We start from the raw sequence: 18,123 nt of genomic DNA, 5'->3' as shown, positions 1-18,123 counted from the left end.
ATAGTGTCCAGGGGCGGGGAGCCCCAGTCGTGCTTGCCATCGGATCAACGTCTGGATCCTAGTGAGCGGTTCCCGCCCGCCACAGGCTCCGCACCCGAAGAATCCCAGGGTGTCGCCCCTAGGGATCGCAGGGTGTCGCCCCTAGGGGGCGACCGCCGCCTCAGCGGCCGCCGAGGTCCTCGAGGGCCTTGACGTACTCGTTCAGGTCGCGGGCGTCGGGAAGGCCGTTCACGACGGTCCAGCGCACCACGCCGTCCTTGTCGATGATGAAGGTGCCGCGCACCGCGCAGCCCTTGTCCGCGTCGAAGACGCCGTAGGCCCGGGACACCTCGCCGTGCGGCCAGAAGTCGGAGAGCAGCGGGTATTCGAGGCCCTCCTGCTCCGCGAAGACCCGCAGGGTGTGGATCGAGTCGTTGGAGACGGCGAGCAGCTGCGTGTCGTCGTTGACGAACGTGGGCAGCTCGTCGCGCAGCGCGCACAGCTCGCCGGTGCACACGCCGGTGAAGGCGAACGGGTAGAACAGCAGCACGACGTTCTTCCGTCCCCGGAAGTCCGCCAGCCGCACGGTCCGCCCGTGGTTGTCCTTGAGCTCGAACTCCGGAGCCGTCTCGCCGACCGCAACCGTCACGAGGACCCACTTCCCTTCGGATACGCCATTGGGGCGCCCCCAGCCTACGGCGGGCCCTTCGGCCCGGAGCGGGGAGGGGGCGGGTGGCGGGTGGCGGAACACGTGAGGCCCCCGACGGACGGGACCGTCGGGGGCCGTGCGGTGGGCCTGTGGCCGGCTACCTCTTCTTGGCGGCACCCTTGGGCGTGATGAGCCGACTGCCGTTCCAGTCCTTGCCCGCGTTGATGCTCTTGGTCTGGGACAGACCCGCCGTGGTGGATGCCTCACCGATCTCGCTGGGCTCGACGTAGCCGTCCCTGCCCGTCTTCGGTGTGAGGAGCAGGATCGAGCCGCCCTCCTCCATGTACGCGATGGCATCCACCAGCGCATCAGTCAGGTCCCCGTCGTCCTCACGGAACCAGAGCACCACGGCATCAGCCACGTCGTCGTATTCCTCGTCGACGAGCTCCGTGCCGGTAGCCTGCTCGATGGCCTCGCGGAGCTCCTGGTCGACGTCGTCGTCGTAGCCGATCTCCTGGACCACCATGTCGGGCTGGAAACCCAGCCTTACGGCAAGGTTCGTCTCCGCGTGGTCCGCGGTCGCGCTCACGGATTGCCTCCTGATCATGTTTTTGGGAATGCCTTCAGCCACGCGCGTGCGCGGGGCATTGGCCGTAGTCCACACGGGCGGGACGGATCGCGCAAGTACCCGGCCGTCGAGACCGCCGAAACGGTGACGTTCCCGGCCGTGTCACCGCAACTCCCGCCACATCCGTCGGGCCCGTACGGGGCCGCGCGGCCCTTAGGCAGGATGGGCGTATCGTTGCGATTTGACCGAGCCTACCCCAGGGTCACCAGTCAGCATCCCGGTTACCCCCCGGTAGAGATGACGTATCCACCACCGGGGTACACGATGGTGAACGTCGTACGTACCGGTACAGCACACGTACAGCGCAGAGCAGAGTTTCAGAGCAGGTCAAGGCAGAGCACGAATCCGATCGCGTGCATGCGCGACAACACAGCGAAGGAACAGCGTGGCTTCCGGATCCGATCGCAACCCGATCATCATTGGCGGTCTTCCCAGCCAGGTCCCGGACTTCGACCCCGAAGAGACCCAGGAATGGCTCGACTCCCTCGACGCCGCCGTCGACGAGCGCGGCCGTGAGCGGGCCCGCTATCTGATGCTCCGGCTGATCGAACGCGCACGTGAGAAGCGCGTCGCCGTGCCCGAGATGCGCAGCACGGACTACGTCAACACCATCGCCACCAAGGACGAGCCGTTCTTCCCCGGCAACGAGGAGATCGAGCGGAAGATCCTCAACGCGACCCGCTGGAACGCCGCGGTGATGGTCTCGCGCGCCCAGCGCCCGGGCATCGGCGTGGGCGGCCACATCGCCACCTTCGCCTCCTCCGCCTCGCTCTACGACGTGGGCTTCAACCACTTCTTCCGCGGCAAGGACGAGGGCGACGGCGGCGACCAGATCTTCTTCCAGGGGCACGCGTCGCCGGGCATCTACGCCCGCGCCTTCCTGCTCGACCGGCTGAGCGAACAGCAGCTCGACGCCTTCCGGCAGGAGAAGTCCAAGGAGCCCTACGGCCTCTCCTCCTATCCGCATCCGCGCCTGATGCCGGACTTCTGGGAGTTCCCGACGGTTTCGATGGGTCTCGGGCCGCTCGGTGCGATCTTCCAGGCCCGCATGAATCGTTATATGGAAGCGCGCGACATCGCCGACACGACGAAGTCGCACGTCTGGGCCTTCCTCGGCGACGGCGAGATGGACGAGCCGGAGTCGCTCGGCCAGCTCTCCCTGGCCGCGCGCGAGGGCCTGGACAACCTCACGTTCGTCGTGAACTGCAACCTCCAGCGCCTCGACGGCCCCGTGCGCGGCAACGGCAAGATCATCCAGGAGCTGGAGTCGATCTTCCGGGGCGCGGGCTGGAACGTCATCAAGCTGGTGTGGGACCGCAGCTGGGACCCGCTGCTCGCCCAGGACCGCGACGGCGTCCTGGTCAACAAGATGAACACCACCCCGGACGGCCAGTTCCAGACGTACGCCACGGAGACCGGCGCGTACATCCGCGACCACTTCTTCGGCGAGGACCAGCGGCTGCGCGCCATGGTCGAGAACATGACCGACGACCAGATCCTGCACCTGGGCCGCGGCGGTCACGACCACCGGAAGATCTTCGCGGCGTTCTCCGCGGCCAAGGCGCACAAGGGCCAGCCGACGGTGATCCTGGCCAAGACGATCAAGGGCTGGACGCTCGGCCCGAACTTCGAGGGTCGCAACGCCACGCACCAGATGAAGAAGCTGACCGTGGACGACCTCAAGCGCTTCCGGGACCGGCTGCACCTGCCGATCACCGACAAGCAGCTGGAGGACGGCGCGCCGCCCTACTACCACCCGGGCCGCGACTCCGAAGAGATCCAGTACATGCACGACCGCCGCAAGGGCCTCGGCGGCTACGTCCCGACCCGGGTCGTGCGCGCCAAGCCGCTGCACCTGCCGGAGGACAAGACGTACGCGTCCGTGAAGAAGGGCTCCGGCCAGCAGTCCATCGCCACCACCATGGCGTTCGTACGGCTGCTCAAGGACCTGATGCGGGACAAGGAGATCGGCAAGCGCTTCGTGCTGATCGCGCCGGACGAGTACCGCACCTTCGGCATGGACTCCTTCTTCCCGAGCGCGAAGATCTACAACCCGCTCGGCCAGCAGTACGAGGCCGTGGACCGCGAACTCCTGCTCGCGTACAAGGAGTCGCCGACCGGCCAGATGCTGCACGACGGCATCTCGGAGGCGGGCTGCACGGCGTCCCTGATCGCCGCGGGCTCCGCCTACGCGACGCACGGCGAGCCGCTGATCCCGGTGTACGTCTTCTACTCGATGTTCGGTTTCCAGCGGACCGGCGACCAGTTCTGGCAGATGGGCGACCAGCTCTCGCGCGGTTTCGTGCTCGGCGCGACCGCCGGGCGCACGACGCTGACCGGCGAGGGCCTCCAGCACGCGGACGGCCACTCGCAGCTGCTCGCCTCCACCAACCCGGCCTGTGTGGCGTACGACCCGGCGTACGGCTTCGAGATCGCCCACATCGTCAAGGACGGCCTGCGCCGGATGTACGGCGAGACGGCCGACGGCAAGCCGGGCGAGGACGTCTTCTACTACCTGACCGTCTACAACGAGCCGATCCAGCACCCGGCCGAGCCGGCGGACGTGGACGTGGAGGGCATCCTCAAGGGCGTCCACCGCCTCAAGTCCGGCGAGCGGGGCGCCATTCCCGCGCAGATCCTCGCCTCCGGCGTCGCGGTGCCGTGGGCGATCGAGGCGCAGCGCGTCCTCGCCGAGGAGTGGAACGTGAAGGCGGACGTCTGGTCCGCGACCTCCTGGAACGAGCTGCGCCGCGAGGCCGTGGAGGTGGAGCGGCACAACCTGCTGCACCCCGAGGAGGAGCAGCGCGTGCCGTACGTGACGCGCAAGCTGTCGGGGTCCGAGGGTCCGTTCGTGGCGGTCTCCGACTGGATGCGCAGCGTCCCGGACCAGATCTCCCGCTGGGTGCCCGGCACCTACCAGTCGCTCGGCGCCGACGGGTTCGGCTTCGCCGACACCCGGGGTGCGGCCCGCCGCTACTTCCACATCGACGCGCAGTCGATCGTGCTCGCGGTCCTCACCGAGCTGGCCCGCGAGGGCAAGGTGGACCGCTCCGCGCTGAAGCAGGCGATCGACCGCTACCAGCTCCTGGACGTGACGGCGGCCGACCCGGGCGCCGCCGGAGGCGACGCGTAACGCGCTCCGGCGCACCTCCGCACCACTCTCCACCTCCTGCGAACACCTCATCAGTGCGAAGGGCGACGGGCCCGGGGCCCGTCGCCCTTCGGGCTTTTCCTACGATGCGCTCATGGAGGAAATGGCTGAGCGGCAGCCGTCGGCACAGGTCCGCTGGGAGCGCCGCACGCAACGTCCGCTGCTCGCCCTGGCCGTGGCCTTCGCCGTCGCCTACGCCGTACCGATAGTCAGGCCCGGGGCGAGCGCGTCCCTGACGAGCGCCTGCACGGCGGTGGAGTGGTTCGTCTGGGGTTCGTTCGCCGTCGACTATCTGGTGCGGCTCTCGCTGACCGGGCACCGGAGGCACTTCGTCCGCACGCACTGGCTCGACCTGTGTGCCGTGGTCCTGCCGATGATCCAGCCGCTGCGGCTGCTGCGGCTCGTCGCGACGCTGCTCCTGGTGGGGCGGCGGGCGCGGATGGCGTCACAGATACGTCTGACCACGTATGTCGTGGGGTCGGTGGTCGGCCTGTTGATGTTCGGCTCGCTGGCGGTGCTGTCCGTGGAGCGGGATTCGCCGGACGGCAACATCAAGACCCTGGGGGACGCCGTGTGGTGGTCCTTCACCACGATGACGACCGTGGGCTACGGCGACCACGCGCCGACCACCGGGCTCGGCCGGGTCCTCGCGGTGGGCCTGATGCTGTCGGGCATCGCGCTGCTCGGTGTGGTCACCGCCAACATCGCGGCGTGGTTCATCGCCCGCTTCGAGAAGGACAACCTGGAGGAGCGGCGCCAGACCGCGGCGATCGAGGCCCTCACCGCGGAGGTGATGGCGCTGCGGGCGCAGGTCGCCGCGCTGGCCGGCGGCCCCGTGCCGCTCCCTGCGTCCGACGAGGAGGCGGCCGCCCCGCCCGTCCCGGGGCCCCGCAGGCCCTGACGTGCCCGCCGGGCGGGGCGGCCGCGCGCCTCAGCGCTCCCAGACCTTGAACGCCCTGATGCGGTAGGGCGATTCGGGGGCCCAGGTGCCACCCCCGGGATAGGTGTTGAACTCGGCCGTCTCGGCGCACTCCCGGGACTGATACGTCGTGACGGGGCGGCCGGTGCGGTTGGCGAGGGCCTGCGCGCTGCCCCCCTCCGGCAGCGCGACGCAGCTCTCGATGTCGACCCCGGCCAGCTCGAACACGTGCCGTCGGCCCTTGAAGCCCGCCTTCTCCCAGAGGCAGAGCTCCCCGGGCCCGCACGCGCCGAGCTTGCCCGGGGGCGCGGCACCGGCCCGCGCCGGGGCTGTGGTGTCCGTCGTGCCCGCGGTGCCCGCGTGGGCGGGGGTCAGGACCGCCGCGGCGAGCGCGGCGGCGGTGAGGGCCGTGAAGGTGGCGGCGGGTTTGGTCGTACGCATGTATGTGAACCCCCGTGTCGCATCGGTCACTTGGCGTCACTCTCCGCCGCGGGTCCCGGGGGCGGGAAGGGGTTTCGGTGGGGCTCACCCGGATAGGCGAAATCCCCCGGGCTGAGCCCGGAGGGGCCTGGCCCCCTCACCCTCAGGGGATCTCCCTGAGAACACCCGGGCGCTTCGCCGGGCCGCTGTCGGCCGCCTCTCGCCTGCGGGTGCGCCGTGGCTTGTCGCGCAGTTCCCCGCGCCCCTTCGGGGCACTGGCCGTTCGGGGCGTCGGCTAGACGTGGCCCGCTCCGCCTCCCGGCTCCGTGTTCGTGCCGCGCTTGGTCAGGAGGGCCACCGCCGCCGCGAGCGCGCCGACCACGCCCGCCACGGCGAACGCGACGCCCAGGCCCGACATGAAGGTGTCGTGGACGACGTCGGTGATGCGGGCGAAGGTGCTCTCGGTCATGCCGGGGGACTTGGCGAGCTCCTCGGGCACCGATCCGGTCGAGGCCGCCTTCTCCAGGCCGGGCGGCGGGGTGCCGGGCAGCCCGGCGTCGCGCCAGTTGCCCGCCAGGTCGGAGTCCACGGTGGTGGACATCACCGCGCCGAGGACGGCCGTGCCGAGGCTGCCGCCGACCTGCATGCCCGCCTGCTGGAGGCCGCCCGCGACGCCGGACAGCTCCAACGGGGCGTTGCCCACGATGACTTCGGTGGCGCCGACCAGGACCGGCGCGAGGCCGAGACCGAGCAGCGCGAACCACAGGGACATCGCGAGGGTGCCGGTGTCCTCCGTCAGGCTCGTCATGCCGAACATCGCGGCGGCCGTGCAGACCATGCCCGCCATGAGCGGGAGGCGCGGTCCGACCCGGGTGATCAGGGCGCCCGCCACCGGCGAGGAGACGATCATCATGGTGGTCAGCGGCAGCAGGTGCAGGCCGCTGTCGACGGGGCTCATGCCGTGCACGTTCTGCAAGTAGAAGGTCACGAAGAACAGGCCGCCGAGAAAGGCGAAGGCCATCAGGACCATCAGGGCCACGCCCGCGGACAGCGCCACCGACCGGAACAGGGCGAGCGGGATCAGCGGCTCCTGGACCCGGGTCTCCCAGAAGGCGAACAGGACGAAGCAGAGGGCGGAGCCGCCGAGGAACAGCCACGTCTTCCCGCTGCCCCAGCCCCACGGGTCGCCCGCCTTGATGAGCCCCCAGACCAGGGCGAACATCGCGGCCGAGAGCAGCACGATGCCGAGGGCGTCGAAGGACCGGGGTGCCTTCTCCGCGCGGTGGTCCTTGAGGATCACCAGGCCGAGGACGAGCGCGAGGGCGCCGACGGGCACGTTGATGTAGAAGACCGACTGCCAGCTGACGTGCTCGACGAGCAGGCCGCCGACGATGGGGCCGCCCGCGGTGGAGGCGCCGATGATCATGCCCCAGACGCCGATGGCCATGTTCAGCTTCTCGGCCGGGAAGGTCGCCCGCAGCATGCCGAGCGCGGCGGGCATGAGGAGCGCGCCGAACAGCCCCTGGAGCACGCGGAAGGCGATGACGAGGGAGACGGTGTCGGACAGGCCGATGGCGCCCGACGCGGCGGCGAAGCCCACGACGCCGATGAGATAGGTCTGGCGGTGGCCGAAGCGGTCACCGAGCTTGCCCGCCGTGATGAGGGCGACGGCGAGCGCGAGCAGATAGCCGTTGGTGATCCACTGGACGTCCGCGAGGGTGGCGTCCAGGTCCTTGGTGATGGCCGGGTTGGCGACCGCGACGATCGTGCCGTCGAGGGCCACCATCATCACGCCGATCCCGACGGAGACCAGGGTCAGCCAGGGATGACCGCGAAGTCCCTTGCCCAGGCCGGAGGTCGAGGACGGATCCGGCGGCTTGTCCGCCGAGCCGATCGGAGTCTGAGTGGTCATGGACCGAGGCTAGTGTCAGCCGCTGACACTTGGTAGGGAGCCTCACGAGACAGCCGCTGACGCGTAGGCCCGCGCCCCTCGGAGGGCGCGGGTAGGGTGAGCGGACTCCAGGAGAAAAGAGAGCGGCGTGACCAGGCCCGGCTTGCGCGAACTCAAGAAGCGGCGCACCCGTGACGCGCTGCTGCGCGCGGCGCTCGAACTGTTCACCACACAGGGGTTCGAGGAGACGACCGTCGACGAGATCGTCGAGGCCGTCGACGTCTCCCAGCGCACGTTCTTCCGGCACTTCGCGGGCAAGCAGGAGACCGCCTTCGCCGTCCCCGAGATGGTGGAGACCCGCTTCATGCGGGCGCTGCGCGAACGCCCCCCGGGCGAGCCGCCGTTCGTGGCACTGCGCGGGGCCGTGCTCGACTCCTGGGAGGCCATGAACGAGGCGATGGCCGAGCTGATCCCGGTCGAACTCCACATCCGTACGTACCAGATGATCGAGTCGACGCCCTCGCTGCTCGCCGCCCATCTGCACCGCTCCACCGAACTGGAGGCGCGGGCCGCGCACGTGCTCGCCGAGCGGGAGGGCCTGGACCCCGCGGATCCGCGGCCGCGGGTGGCGACCGCCGCGTTCGGCGGCGTCATGCGGGCGGCCGGGCGGCTGTGGGCCACCGGCGAGGACGTCAGCGTCGCGTCGATCCGCGCGACGACGGAGGAGTACCTCGACCACCTGGGCGCGCTCGCGGAGGACTGGCACCGGGGCCGCTGACCCGCCCCGCACGGGCGCGGCGGACCGTTGCGGGCCTTCCCCAAGTGCGGCGAGCCGCTCCCGAGGGGCGACGGCCGACCCCGGGCGGGACCCGTCAACCTCCCCCACCGACCACCACGTTGAGTAGCGGAGCTTGACGCTTCGTGGCGGCTCCCACCCCCGCTCCCCCTCGCGCCCCACGCGCGCCACACGTACGCCCCTTCGACGGAGCGTGACGATCCGATACGGCGTGCGCCCGCTTTGCCGCAAATACCCAGCAAGAAACGTGATCTGCCTCACCCCGTGCACGGCGGGCTTCAGCCTTCTCCTAGGGTGTCCCGCAGTGACTTCCTTCGACTCATCCCCCCAACTCAGCATCTGGCGCGCGCTGCTCGCGCTCACCGTCGTGTTCGTCATGCTGGCGACCACCGGGTGGACCGCGGTGCGCCAGAACAGAGGCGACGCGTCGCCGCTCGAAGCCACCCTCGCCGCCTGGGAGCGGGGGCACATCGACGGACGCGAGCTGCCCGACCCCGGTGCGCCCGCCGACCGGCTCGCGCGGTTCTTCGCCTCGCTCACCGCGTACCAGCGCGACCGGCTCGCCCTGCGCTACCCGCTCGCGGTCGGCAACATGAACGGTGCCCCCGTGGGGCTGCGCTACCGCGCGAACCGCATCGCCCTCAAGCAGGCCCGGGTGATCGAGCGGCGGCGCATGCACGACGACCGGCTCTCGCCCGTCGGCAAGCAGGAGGCGGAGCGCAGGATGAAGCGGTTCGGCGTGATGATGCGCCCCGGCCGCCAGGTCCTCGCCTTCGACCCGATGGGCTCGGGCCGCATGGCCGAGGTCCTCGGCGACCTCGACCGGGCGAGCCGCGTGTCGGTCATCGTGCCCGGCGTCGACACCGACGTCCTCACCTTCGAGCGGACCCAGCGCAAGTACGCGGCGCCCGTGGGCATGGCCCGGTCCCTCTACCGCGCCGAGCGCAGGACCGACCCCCGCACCCGGACCGCCGTGATCGCGTGGGCCGACTACACCACGCCCGTCGGCCTCGGCGTGGACGCCGCCACCTCCATGCGGGCCGACGACGGCGCCGTCCGCCTCGACTCGCTGGTCCGCGCCCTGCCGGGGCGCACCGGGGTGGCGCTGTACTGCCACAGCTACGGCTCGGTGGTGTGCGGGGTCGCCGCGAGGCGGCTGCCGGAGCGGGTCACGGACATCGCGGTCGCGGGCAGCCCCGGGATGCGCGCCGACAACGTGTCAGGGCTCGGCACCCGCGCGCGGGTCTGGGCCGCACGGGACAGCGACGACTGGATCCAGGATGTGCCGCACATGGAGGTCGGCGGGCTCGGCCACGGCGCCGACCCGGTGTCGGGCGGCTTCGGCGCCCGCGTGGTGTCCGCCGACCGCGCCCGGGGCCACACCGGCTATTTCGAGCCGGGCACGGACAGCCTCAGCAACTTCGCCCGGATCGGCGTCGGCGCGTACGGCGCGGTGCGCTGCGCCGACGGGGACGCGGGCTGCCACGACGGAATTTCCGGTACGACGGCGGCCTGACGCGCGTAGAAATCGGCGAAACAGCGGCCCGCCGCAGGAGAGACGGAGGAGCGCGTGCCGCATACGATGAGCCGCATGGGTGATGTACTGGCCGGTTTTCACGCCGCCTGGGAGTTCGAGTCCGACTCCGTGCTCATCCGCTTCGAACGGGGGATCCGTACGCCGAAGCTGTTCCAGGCTCTCGGCGAACGCTGCATCCCCCTTGAGGCGATCGCGGGGGTCACGCTCACACCGGGCAAACGGGGGACGACGGTTCTGCACCTGGTCCCGAGACCAGGTGCCGATCCACTGATGGAGGCAGCCGCGGGACAGCTCAAGGACGGGGCCGACCCGTACCGCCTGGTGCTGCCCGCGGAGCGGGAGACGCTCGCCGAGTACTACGCGGACGAGCTGCGCGCCCTGCTGCCCGCCGAGGACCCGGGAGAGGCGGACCGCTATCTGGTGGCCGCGCCCGAGGTGCCGCTGCAGTTCAAGGCGTACGACGGGAAGGCGTCCTTCGACGGCAAGGCGGTGGCCTTCCGCTGGTTCTGGACCGGCGCGTCGTCGGCCAAGTGGAAGGCCGGGGACCAGAGCTTCGCGGTGACCGACCTCAGCGGGGTCGAGTGGCGCTCCCCGGAGGTCTTCGAGGGGCATCTGCGCCTGCTGCGCCGCGAGTCGCCGGTGGCGCAGCCCGCCCAGGCCGACCAGGACCCGGCAGCGGTCGTCTTCGGGCTCGGCTACGGCCCTGTGCACGAGTCACTGCCGTTCGCCGCGTCGGTCCTCGCGGCCGTCAGGGCGTGCGGCCCGGCCCCGGCGGCGCAGAGCGCCCCGGCGGCCCCGGCCGGGCGGCGCGACCCGGCCGACATCGCCGAGCGCATCCGGCACCTGGGCGAGCTGCACCAGGCGGGTCTGCTCACGGACGACGAGTTCACGGCGAAGAAGACGGAGCTGCTCGCCGAGCTGTGAGCGGTCAGGGGCCGCAGGAGCCTGCGGCCGCCTCCGCGCCGACGGCGGCCTCCGACCGCGCCACCGCGTACGAACCGATCTTGTGGTCGAGCACGGCGAGGGTGTCCTGGAGCTCCGCGATGCGCGCGCGGACGTCGCGCCGGGTCCGCTCCAGGAGGTCCTGGCGCTCGGCGAAGGTGTGGTCGCCCGCGCGCACCAGCTCCGCGTAGCGCACCATGTCCGCCACCGGCATGCCGGTGGCGCGCAGCTTGCCGAGGAACGTCAGCCACCGCAGGTCGCGGTCCCGGTAGCGGCGCTGGCCGGTGTGGGAGCGGTCGATGTGCGGCATCAGCCCGATCCGCTCGTACCAGCGCAGGGTGTGCGCGGTCAGACCGGTCTCCGCGGCGACCTCGCTGATCGTGTAGTGGCTCTCCGCGAGGGCGGACCCCGTCTCCATGACCGTCATGGCTCCACGCTAGGGCCTTCGAGCGCACTCGAAGCAAGGGGTTTTCGCCCGCTCCCGCGGCCCGACCCCCCGGCTCCGGGGCGGTGGCGCGGCGCTTACGCTCGTACGCATGCAGAGCCTGGAGCTGATCGAGAACTGGCCGGTCCCCACCGCTGCCGCCGCCGTCGTCCGCGCGGACGGCACCGTGGCCGGGAGCCGCGGGCCCACCGCGCACCGCTTCGCCCTGGCCTCGGTCACCAAGCCGCTCGCGGCCTACGCGGCGCTCGTCGCGTACGAGGAGGGCGCCGTCGAGCTCGACGAGCCGGCCGGGCCCGAGGGGTCGACCGTGCGGCACCTGCTCGCGCACACCAGCGGGCTCGCCTTCGACGAGCACCAGGTGATGGCCGCGCCCGGGACGCGGCGGCTGTACTCCAACGCCGGGTTCGAGGTGCTCGGGGACCACATCGCCAAGGCGACGGACATCCCCTTCGCCGACTATCTGCGGCAGGCCGTGCTGGAACCCCTCGGGATGACGTCCACCGGGCTCGCGGGCGGCGGGTCCCCCGCCAAGGACGGGGTGTCGACCGTCGACGACCTCGTGCGGTTCGCCGCCGAGGTGCAGGCGCCGCGGCTGCTCGACCCGCGGACCGTGGCGATGGCCATGTCGGTGACGTACCCGGGGCTCAAGGGGGTGCTCCCGGGGTACGGGCACCAGAACCCCAACGACTGGGGGCTCGGCTTCGAGATCCGGGACGGGAAGGCCCCGCACTGGACGGGGGCCTCGTCCTCGCCGCGGACCTTCGGGCACTTCGGGCAGGCGGGAACGTTCTTGTGGGTGGACCCCGACGCCGGGGCCGCGTGTGTGGCGTTGACGGACCGGGCCTTCGGGCCGTGGGCCGTGGAGGTGTGGCCCGTCTTCACGGACGCGGTGCTGGCTGAACTCTGACCGCCGACTGTGGGCCGGGTGGTGCGCAGCCCGGCGCGGCGGGGTCCGCCCTTGTGCCCGCCCGTTCCGCCCCCTGGGCGGACCAGCCGCCCACAAGGGCGGGCTAGGGCATTTCCCAGAGCAGGAGCTCCGCCGGGGTCTCGTACGCCACGGCTTCCAGGCCCTCCTCCTCCGTGATCCTCACCGAGTCGCCGGGGCCCAGTTCCTCCTGGCCCAGGGCGACCTCGCCCCGCACCACGTGGACGTACACGTGCGGCGCGGGCGGGATCGCGGCGCGCTCGCCCGGGGAGAGCCGGCGGACGTGGAGGAGGGCGCCCGCCGCGGGCAGGGCGTAGGGGGTGGCGTCGGCGATGCCGGGGACGATCCCGTACGCGGGATCGCCGCCGGGCTCCAGGGGGGCGAGCCACATCTGGAGGAAGGTCAGGGGGGCGGGGCCCGCGTTGCGCTCCACGTGGCGGACGCCCGCGCCCGCGCTGAGGTGCTGGACGTCGCCGGGCCCGATCAGCGACTCGTGGCCGGTGGAGTCGCGGTGGGTGAGCTCGCCCTCGACCACCCACGTGACGATCTCCGTGTGGCTGTGGGGGTGCTCGTCGAAGCCCGCGCCGGGGGCGAGGCGCTCCTCGTTGCAGGCGAGCATCGCGCCGAAGCGGAGGTTGTCGGGCTCGTAGTAGGGCCCGAAGGAGAACGCGTGGTAGGAGTCGATCCCCGCCCCGGGGTCGCCGCCGGGGTACCGCTCGCCGGAGCGCCGCACATCAATCACGTCCCCCACGGTAGACCCGGCCCCGCACGCCGCCGCCCCGATAAGGCAGTCTTGTCCCCGTGCCCGAACCCTCAGCGAACGAAATCCACCAGGACACAGGTGCCGCGGCCCCGGGTCCGGCCCGTACCGGCCGCGCCCACCCGCACACCGCGACCCTGAGGCGTCTGGAGAAGTCGTCCGGCAGCCTCGCCGCGCAGGCCATCGCGCGCATGGACGAGACGCTGTCCTGGTACCGGGCCATGCCACCGGAGAACCGCTCGTGGATCGGCCTGGTCGCCCAGGCCGGCATCGCCGCGTTCACCGAGTGGTTCCGGCACCCGGACGCCCCGCAGGCGATCTCGACGGACGTCTTCGGGACCGCGCCGCGCGAGCTGACCCGCGCCATCACACTGCGCCAGACCGTGGAGATGGTGCGGACGACCATCGAGGTCATGGAGTCCGCCATCGACGAGGTGGCCGCGCCCGGCGACGAGTCGGTGCTGCGCGAGGCGCTGCTCGTCTACGCCCGCGAGATCGCCTTCGCCACCGCTCAGGTGTACGCCCAGGCCGCCGAGGCACGCGGTGCCTGGGACGCCCGCCTGGAGTCCCTCGTGGTGAACGCCGTGCTGTCCGGCGAGGCCGACGAGGGCGCCGTGTCCCGGGCCGCCGCGCTCGGCTGGAACTCCCCCGACCACGTGTGCGTGGTCCTCGGCACCGCGCCCGACGGCGACAGCGAGCTGACCGTCGAGGCCATCCGCAGGGCCGCCCGGCACGCGAAGCTCCAGGTGCTCACCGGGGTGCTCGGCGCCCGTCTGGTGGTCATCGCGGGCGGCAACGACAACCCCCTGGCCGTGGCCAAGGCCCTGATCGGGCCGTACGCGGCCGGGCCCGTGGTGGCCGGGCCGATCGTGCCCGACCTGCTCGCCGCGACCCGCTCGGCCCAGGCGGCCGCGGCCGGGCTCAAGGCCTGCGCCGCCTGGCAGGACGCCCCCCGTCCGGTGCTCGCGGACGATGTGCTGCCCGAGCGGGCGATGGCGGGCGATCCTGCCGCACGGGAACAGCTGGTGGAGGAGATCTACAGACCACTGGAGGAGGCGGGCTCCGCGCTCCTGGAGACCCTCAGTGTCTACCTGGAACAGGCGAGCAGCCTGGAGGGCGCCGCGCGGATGCTCTTTGTGCATCCCAACACCGTGCGCTACCGGCTTCGACGTGTGACCGACGTCACCGGATGGTCTCCTTCAGATGTACGCTCCGCCTTCACACTGCGGATCGCACTGATCCTGGGACGTCTGGCCGCCGGCGACGCCCAACCGTAGGGGTTTGTCGGCCCCCTACAATTCCCCTAGCGGTTCTTCGTCCCTGTCCCCACGGGCGGTTCGTACTGTCCACAAGAGAGAGTGTGAGAGTGCTCGTACTCGTCGCTCCCGGCCAAGGCGCTCAGACGCCCGGCTTCCTGACCCCCTGGCTCGACCTTCCCGGCGCCGCGGACCGCCTCGCCGCCTGGTCGGACGCCATCGGGCTCGACCTCGTCCACTACGGTACGCAGGCGGACGCCGACGCGATCCGTGACACCGCCGTGGCGCAGCCGCTGCTCGTCGCCGCGGGACTGCTGTCCGCGCAGGCACTGGGTGACATTTCCCCGGGCGCCGTGGCGGGCCACAGCGTGGGCGAGATCACCGCGGCCGCGTACGCGGGCGTGCTGTCCGAGGACGCCGCGCTCGGCTTCGTCCGCAAGCGGGGCCTGGCCATGGCCGACGCCGCCGCCGTGACGCAGACCGGCATGGCCGCCCTCCTCGGCGGCGACCCCGAGGTGACGCTTCCGCACCTGGAGAAGCTCGGCCTGACCCCGGCGAACGTGAACGGCGCGGGCCAGATCGTGGCCGCCGGCACCGCCGAGCAGCTGGCCGCGCTGGCCGAGGACAAGCCGGAGGGCGTCCGCAAGGTCGTGCCGCTGAAGGTCGCGGGCGCGTTCCACACCCACCACATGGCTCCCGCGGTCGCCGCTCTTGAGGATGCCGCCCAGGGCCTCGACATCGCGGACCCGCGGCTCACGTACATCTCGAACCGGGACGGCCAGGCCGTCGCGAGCGGCGCCGAGGTGGTCTCCCGCCTCGTGGGCCAGGTCGCGAACCCGGTCCGCTGGGACCTGTGCATGGACACGTTCCAGGAGCTCGGCGTCACGGCGCTGATCGAGGTGTGCCCCGGCGGCACGCTGACCGGTCTGGCCAAGCGCGCGCTCAAGGGGGTCAAGAACCTGGCCGTGAAGACGCCGGACGACCTCGACGCCGCGCGTGAGCTCATCGCCGAGACCGCCGCCTCCGCCGCCGACGCGGCGGGTGCCTGAGAAGGAGCCTGGAGCATGACGAAGATCAAGCCCAGCCAGGGCGCCCCGTACGCGCGCATCATGGGAGTCGGCGGCTACCGCCCGGTCCGGGTGGTGCCCAACGAGGTCATCCTGGAGAAGATCGACTCCTCCGACGAGTGGATCCGCTCCCGCTCCGGCATCGCGACGCGCCACTGGGCCTCCCCCGAGGAGACCGTGGCCGCGATGTCCGTCGAGGCCGCGGGCAAGGCCATCGCGGACGCGGGCATCCGGCCCGAGCAGATCGGCGCGGTGATCGTCTCCACCGTCTCGCACTTCAAGCAGACCCCGGCCATCGCCACGGAGATCGCGGACAAGCTCGGCACCGGCAAGCCCGCCGCGTTCGACATCTCCGCGGGCTGCGCGGGCTTCGGCTACGGCCTGACCCTCGCCAAGGGCATGATCATCGACGGCTCCGCGGAGTACGCCCTGGTCATCGGCGTGGAGCGGCTGAGTGACCTGACCGACCTGGAGGACCGCAAGACGGCCTTCCTGTTCGGTGACGGCGCGGGCGCGGTCGTCGTCGGCCCCGCCAAGGAGCCCGCGATCGGCCCGACGGTCTGGGGCTCGGAAGGCGACAAGTCCGAGACCATCAAGCAGACCGTGGCCTGGGACGAGTACCGCATCGGCGACGTCACCCAGCTGCCCGTCGGCGCCGACGGCGAGGTCAAGTTCCCCGCGATCACGCAGGAGGGCCAGGCGGTGTTCCGCTGGGCCGTCTTCGAGATGGCGAAGGTCGCCAAGGAGGCGCTCGACGCGGCCGGGATCAGCGCGGACGACCTGGACGTCTTCATCCCGCACCAGGCCAACATGCGGATCATCGACTCGATGGTGAAGACTCTGAAACTGCCGGAGCACGTCACGGTCGCCCGTGACGTGGAGACCACCGGCAACACGTCGGCAGCTTCGATTCCGCTCGCGATGGAGCGGCTTCTGGCGACCGGCGAGGCGAAGAGCGGCGACACCGCTCTCGTCATCGGCTTCGGGGCGGGTCTCGTGTACGCCGCCACGGTCGTTACCCTCCCCTAGGCACCCGCTGCGGATCTTCGGATCCGTACGGATGCCGTCACACCCTCTGGATACACAAGAAGGAGCGCCTCATGGCCGCCACTGAGAAGGAGATCGTCGACGGTCTCGCGGAGATCGTCAACGAGATCGCCGGCATCCCGGTCGAGGACGTCCAGCTGGACAAGTCCTTCACGGACGACCTGGACGTCGACTCGCTGTCCATGGTCGAGGTCGTCGTCGCCGCCGAAGAGCGCTTCGACGTGAAGATCCCGGACGACGACGTCAAGAACCTCAAGACGGTCGGCGACGCCACCAAGTACATCCTCGAGCACCAGGCCTGATCCTGGCGGCCAGCAGGCTCTGGCCATCCGCCACCCGGCGGTGGCGCCGCCGCATCCGCATCTGAACCAACCGTGGAGAGAGAAATCCAGTGAACTCGACCAATCGCACCGTGGTCGTCACCGGTATCGGCGCAACCACACCGCTGGGTGGCGACGCAGCCTCGACCTGGGAGGGCCTGCTCGCCGGGCGCTCCGGGGTCAGCGTCCTCGAGCAGGACTGGGCGGCGGACCTGCCGGTCCGCATCGCGGGCCAGATCGCCGTCGAACCGGGTGAGGTCATCCCGCGTCCGCAGGCCCGCAAGCTGGACCGCTCGGCGCAGTTCGCGCTGATCGCGGCCCAGGAGGCCTGGAAGGACGCGGGCTTCACCGCCAAGGCGGGCGAGGACGCGAGCGTCGACCCCGACCGGCTCGGCGCGGTCGTCGCCTCCGGCATCGGCGGCGTGACCACCCTGCTCGACCAGTACGACGTGCTGCGGGAGAAGGGCGTACGCCGCGTGTCCCCGCACACCGTGCCGATGCTGATGCCCAACTCGCCCGCGGCGAACGTCGGCATCGCCCTCGGCGCCCGCGCCGGGGTGCACACCCCGGTCTCGGCCTGCGCCTCGGGCGCGGAGGCCATCGGCTACGCGATCGAGATGATCCGCACCGGCCGCGCCGACGTCGTCGTCGCGGGCGGCACGGAGGCGGCGGTCCACCCGCTGCCGATCGTCGCGTTCGGCAACATGATGGCGATGTCGAAGAACAACGACGACCCGCAGGGCGCCTCGCGCCCCTGGGACGTCGACCGCAACGGCTTCGTGCTCGGCGAGGGCGCGGGCGTGGTCGTGCTGGAGTCCGAGGAGCACGCCAGGGCCCGCGGCGCCAAGATCTACGTGGAGGCGGTGGGCCAGGGCATCTCGGCCGACGCGCACCACATCACGCAGCCGGAGCCCTCCGGCAGCGGCATCGCGCAGGCGCTGCGCCACCTGGTCGAGAACAACGACCTCAAGCCGTCCGAGATCGCGCACATCAACGCGCACGCCACCTCGACGCCGCAGGGCGACATCGGTGAGATCAAGGCGCTGCGCAAGGCCTTCGGCGACGACGTGGACCACATGGCGATCGCGTCGACGAAGTCGATGACCGGCCATCTGCTCGGTGGCGCGGGCGGCGTGGAGACCGTGGCCACGGTCCTCGCGCTCAAGCACCGCATCGCCCCGCCGACGATCAACATCGAGAACCTCGACCCCGAGGTCGACGCGGACATCATCCGCGGCGAGGCCCGCCCGCTGCCCGAGGGCACGATCGCGGCCCTGAACGACTCGTTCGGCTTCGGCGGTCACAACGTGGTGCTCGCCTTCCGGACGGTCTGACGAGCCGGTAGCGACGCGGAGGGCCCCCACCGAGCGGTGGGGGCCCTTCCCGTTGCG

At 71.5% G+C, this 18,123-nt stretch carries 17 protein-coding genes; 11 read left to right on the top strand and 6 right to left on the bottom strand.

Annotated elements, in window-relative coordinates:
* Positions 1-160 precede the first annotated feature (160 nt).
* Together AC5WAM_RS28890 and AC5WAM_RS28885 are read right to left on the bottom strand one after the other, a co-directional pair.
* Positions 161-628: a peroxiredoxin gene (locus AC5WAM_RS28890; protein WP_366794008.1), complete on the bottom strand. Its 468-nt coding sequence runs from the start codon at positions 626-628 to the stop codon at positions 161-163.
* A 157-nt stretch (positions 629-785) separates the two neighbouring features.
* Positions 786-1,217, bottom strand: coding sequence for a DUF3052 domain-containing protein (locus AC5WAM_RS28885; RefSeq protein WP_030566407.1), 432 nt, complete (start codon positions 1,215-1,217; stop codon positions 786-788).
* A gap of 424 nt (positions 1,218-1,641) precedes the next feature.
* On the opposite strand from AC5WAM_RS28885, the gene aceE reads away from it, so the two are divergent.
* Both aceE and AC5WAM_RS28875 read left to right on the top strand, forming a co-directional pair.
* A complete protein-coding gene (gene aceE / locus AC5WAM_RS28880; RefSeq protein WP_495519323.1) occupies positions 1,642-4,389 on the top strand; it encodes a pyruvate dehydrogenase (acetyl-transferring), homodimeric type in 2,748 nt (915 codons plus the stop codon).
* A 121-nt stretch (positions 4,390-4,510) separates the two neighbouring features.
* Positions 4,511-5,308, top strand: a complete 798-nt coding sequence (locus AC5WAM_RS28875; RefSeq protein ID WP_366794023.1) for a potassium channel family protein — start codon at positions 4,511-4,513, stop codon at positions 5,306-5,308.
* 30 nt (positions 5,309-5,338) lie between these two features.
* Here AC5WAM_RS28875 and AC5WAM_RS28870 read toward each other — a convergent pair whose 3' ends face one another.
* On the bottom strand, positions 5,339-5,767 hold the full coding sequence (locus tag AC5WAM_RS28870) for a peptidase inhibitor family I36 protein (protein ID WP_495519322.1): 429 nt from the start codon (positions 5,765-5,767) through the stop codon (positions 5,339-5,341).
* A 274-nt stretch (positions 5,768-6,041) separates the two neighbouring features.
* Positions 6,042-7,658, bottom strand: coding sequence for an MFS transporter (locus AC5WAM_RS28865; protein WP_495519321.1), 1,617 nt, complete (start codon positions 7,656-7,658; stop codon positions 6,042-6,044).
* 127 nt (positions 7,659-7,785) lie between these two features.
* Here AC5WAM_RS28865 and AC5WAM_RS28860 point away from each other — a divergent pair, with 127 nt between their 5' ends.
* The 3 genes from AC5WAM_RS28860 to AC5WAM_RS28850 all read left to right on the top strand — a co-directional run bounded on the left by AC5WAM_RS28860 (position 7,786) and on the right by AC5WAM_RS28850 (position 10,894).
* Positions 7,786-8,415 (top strand): TetR/AcrR family transcriptional regulator, encoded by a 630-nt coding sequence (locus AC5WAM_RS28860; protein WP_366794004.1) that lies wholly within the window; start codon positions 7,786-7,788, stop codon positions 8,413-8,415.
* A gap of 322 nt (positions 8,416-8,737) precedes the next feature.
* A complete protein-coding gene (locus tag AC5WAM_RS28855; RefSeq protein ID WP_495519320.1) occupies positions 8,738-9,949 on the top strand; it encodes an alpha/beta hydrolase in 1,212 nt (403 codons plus the stop codon).
* A gap of 75 nt (positions 9,950-10,024) precedes the next feature.
* On the top strand, positions 10,025-10,894 hold the full coding sequence (locus AC5WAM_RS28850) for a DUF4429 domain-containing protein (protein WP_495519319.1): 870 nt from the start codon (positions 10,025-10,027) through the stop codon (positions 10,892-10,894).
* 4 nt (positions 10,895-10,898) lie between these two features.
* Here the strand turns inward: AC5WAM_RS28850 and AC5WAM_RS28845 are convergent, their stop codons facing one another.
* On the bottom strand, positions 10,899-11,339 hold the full coding sequence (locus AC5WAM_RS28845) for a MerR family transcriptional regulator (protein WP_495519318.1): 441 nt from the start codon (positions 11,337-11,339) through the stop codon (positions 10,899-10,901).
* A gap of 109 nt (positions 11,340-11,448) precedes the next feature.
* Here AC5WAM_RS28845 and AC5WAM_RS28840 point away from each other — a divergent pair, with 109 nt between their 5' ends.
* The gene (locus AC5WAM_RS28840; RefSeq protein WP_172385810.1) at positions 11,449-12,264 is read left to right on the top strand and encodes a serine hydrolase domain-containing protein; all 816 of its coding nucleotides are present in this window, start codon (positions 11,449-11,451) and stop codon (positions 12,262-12,264) included.
* 103 nt (positions 12,265-12,367) lie between these two features.
* Here AC5WAM_RS28840 and AC5WAM_RS28835 read toward each other — a convergent pair whose 3' ends face one another.
* Complete coding sequence (locus tag AC5WAM_RS28835) at positions 12,368-13,024, bottom strand: pirin family protein (RefSeq protein ID WP_366793997.1); 657 nt, start codon at positions 13,022-13,024, stop codon at positions 12,368-12,370.
* An 83-nt stretch (positions 13,025-13,107) separates the two neighbouring features.
* On the opposite strand from AC5WAM_RS28835, the gene fasR reads away from it, so the two are divergent.
* From fasR to fabF, 5 genes are all read left to right on the top strand, one after another.
* A complete protein-coding gene (fasR, locus tag AC5WAM_RS28830) occupies positions 13,108-14,319 on the top strand; it encodes a fatty acid biosynthesis transcriptional regulator FasR (protein WP_366794022.1) in 1,212 nt (403 codons plus the stop codon).
* Positions 14,320-14,408: 89 nt separating this feature from the next.
* Positions 14,409-15,347, top strand: coding sequence for an ACP S-malonyltransferase (locus AC5WAM_RS28825; RefSeq protein WP_495523666.1), 939 nt, complete (start codon positions 14,409-14,411; stop codon positions 15,345-15,347).
* A gap of 15 nt (positions 15,348-15,362) precedes the next feature.
* Entirely contained in the window at positions 15,363-16,394 is a 1,032-nt protein-coding gene (locus tag AC5WAM_RS28820; RefSeq protein ID WP_366793995.1) for a ketoacyl-ACP synthase III, read from the top strand.
* Positions 16,395-16,465: 71 nt separating this feature from the next.
* Complete coding sequence (locus AC5WAM_RS28815; protein WP_030358543.1) at positions 16,466-16,714, top strand: acyl carrier protein; 249 nt, start codon at positions 16,466-16,468, stop codon at positions 16,712-16,714.
* Positions 16,715-16,803: 89 nt separating this feature from the next.
* Positions 16,804-18,066: a beta-ketoacyl-ACP synthase II gene (gene fabF / locus AC5WAM_RS28810; protein WP_366793994.1), complete on the top strand. Its 1,263-nt coding sequence runs from the start codon at positions 16,804-16,806 to the stop codon at positions 18,064-18,066.
* Positions 18,067-18,123: the final 57 nt, after the last annotated feature.

The sequence above is a fragment of the Streptomyces sp. JLYT201 genome (assembly GCF_059448825.1).
This window is presented reverse-complemented; position numbering and strand designations above follow the sequence as displayed.

What these genes read in the sequence shown, in the direction of transcription:
- AC5WAM_RS28875 (WP_366794023.1), top strand. Translation starts at nt 4,511, where the DNA reads ATGGCTGAGCGGCAGCCGTCGGCACAGGTCCGCTGGGAGCGCCGCACG.
- AC5WAM_RS28870 (WP_495519322.1), bottom strand. Translation starts at nt 5,767, where the DNA reads ATGCGTACGACCAAACCCGCCGCCACCTTCACGGCCCTCACCGCCGCC.
- AC5WAM_RS28865 (WP_495519321.1), bottom strand. Translation starts at nt 7,658, where the DNA reads ATGACCACTCAGACTCCGATCGGCTCGGCGGACAAGCCGCCGGATCCG.
- AC5WAM_RS28850 (WP_495519319.1), top strand. Translation starts at nt 10,025, where the DNA reads ATGGGTGATGTACTGGCCGGTTTTCACGCCGCCTGGGAGTTCGAGTCC.
- AC5WAM_RS28845 (WP_495519318.1), bottom strand. Translation starts at nt 11,339, where the DNA reads ATGACGGTCATGGAGACGGGGTCCGCCCTCGCGGAGAGCCACTACACG.
- AC5WAM_RS28840 (WP_172385810.1), top strand. Translation starts at nt 11,449, where the DNA reads ATGCAGAGCCTGGAGCTGATCGAGAACTGGCCGGTCCCCACCGCTGCC.
- AC5WAM_RS28820 (WP_366793995.1), top strand. Translation starts at nt 15,363, where the DNA reads ATGACGAAGATCAAGCCCAGCCAGGGCGCCCCGTACGCGCGCATCATG.
- AC5WAM_RS28815 (WP_030358543.1), top strand. Translation starts at nt 16,466, where the DNA reads ATGGCCGCCACTGAGAAGGAGATCGTCGACGGTCTCGCGGAGATCGTC.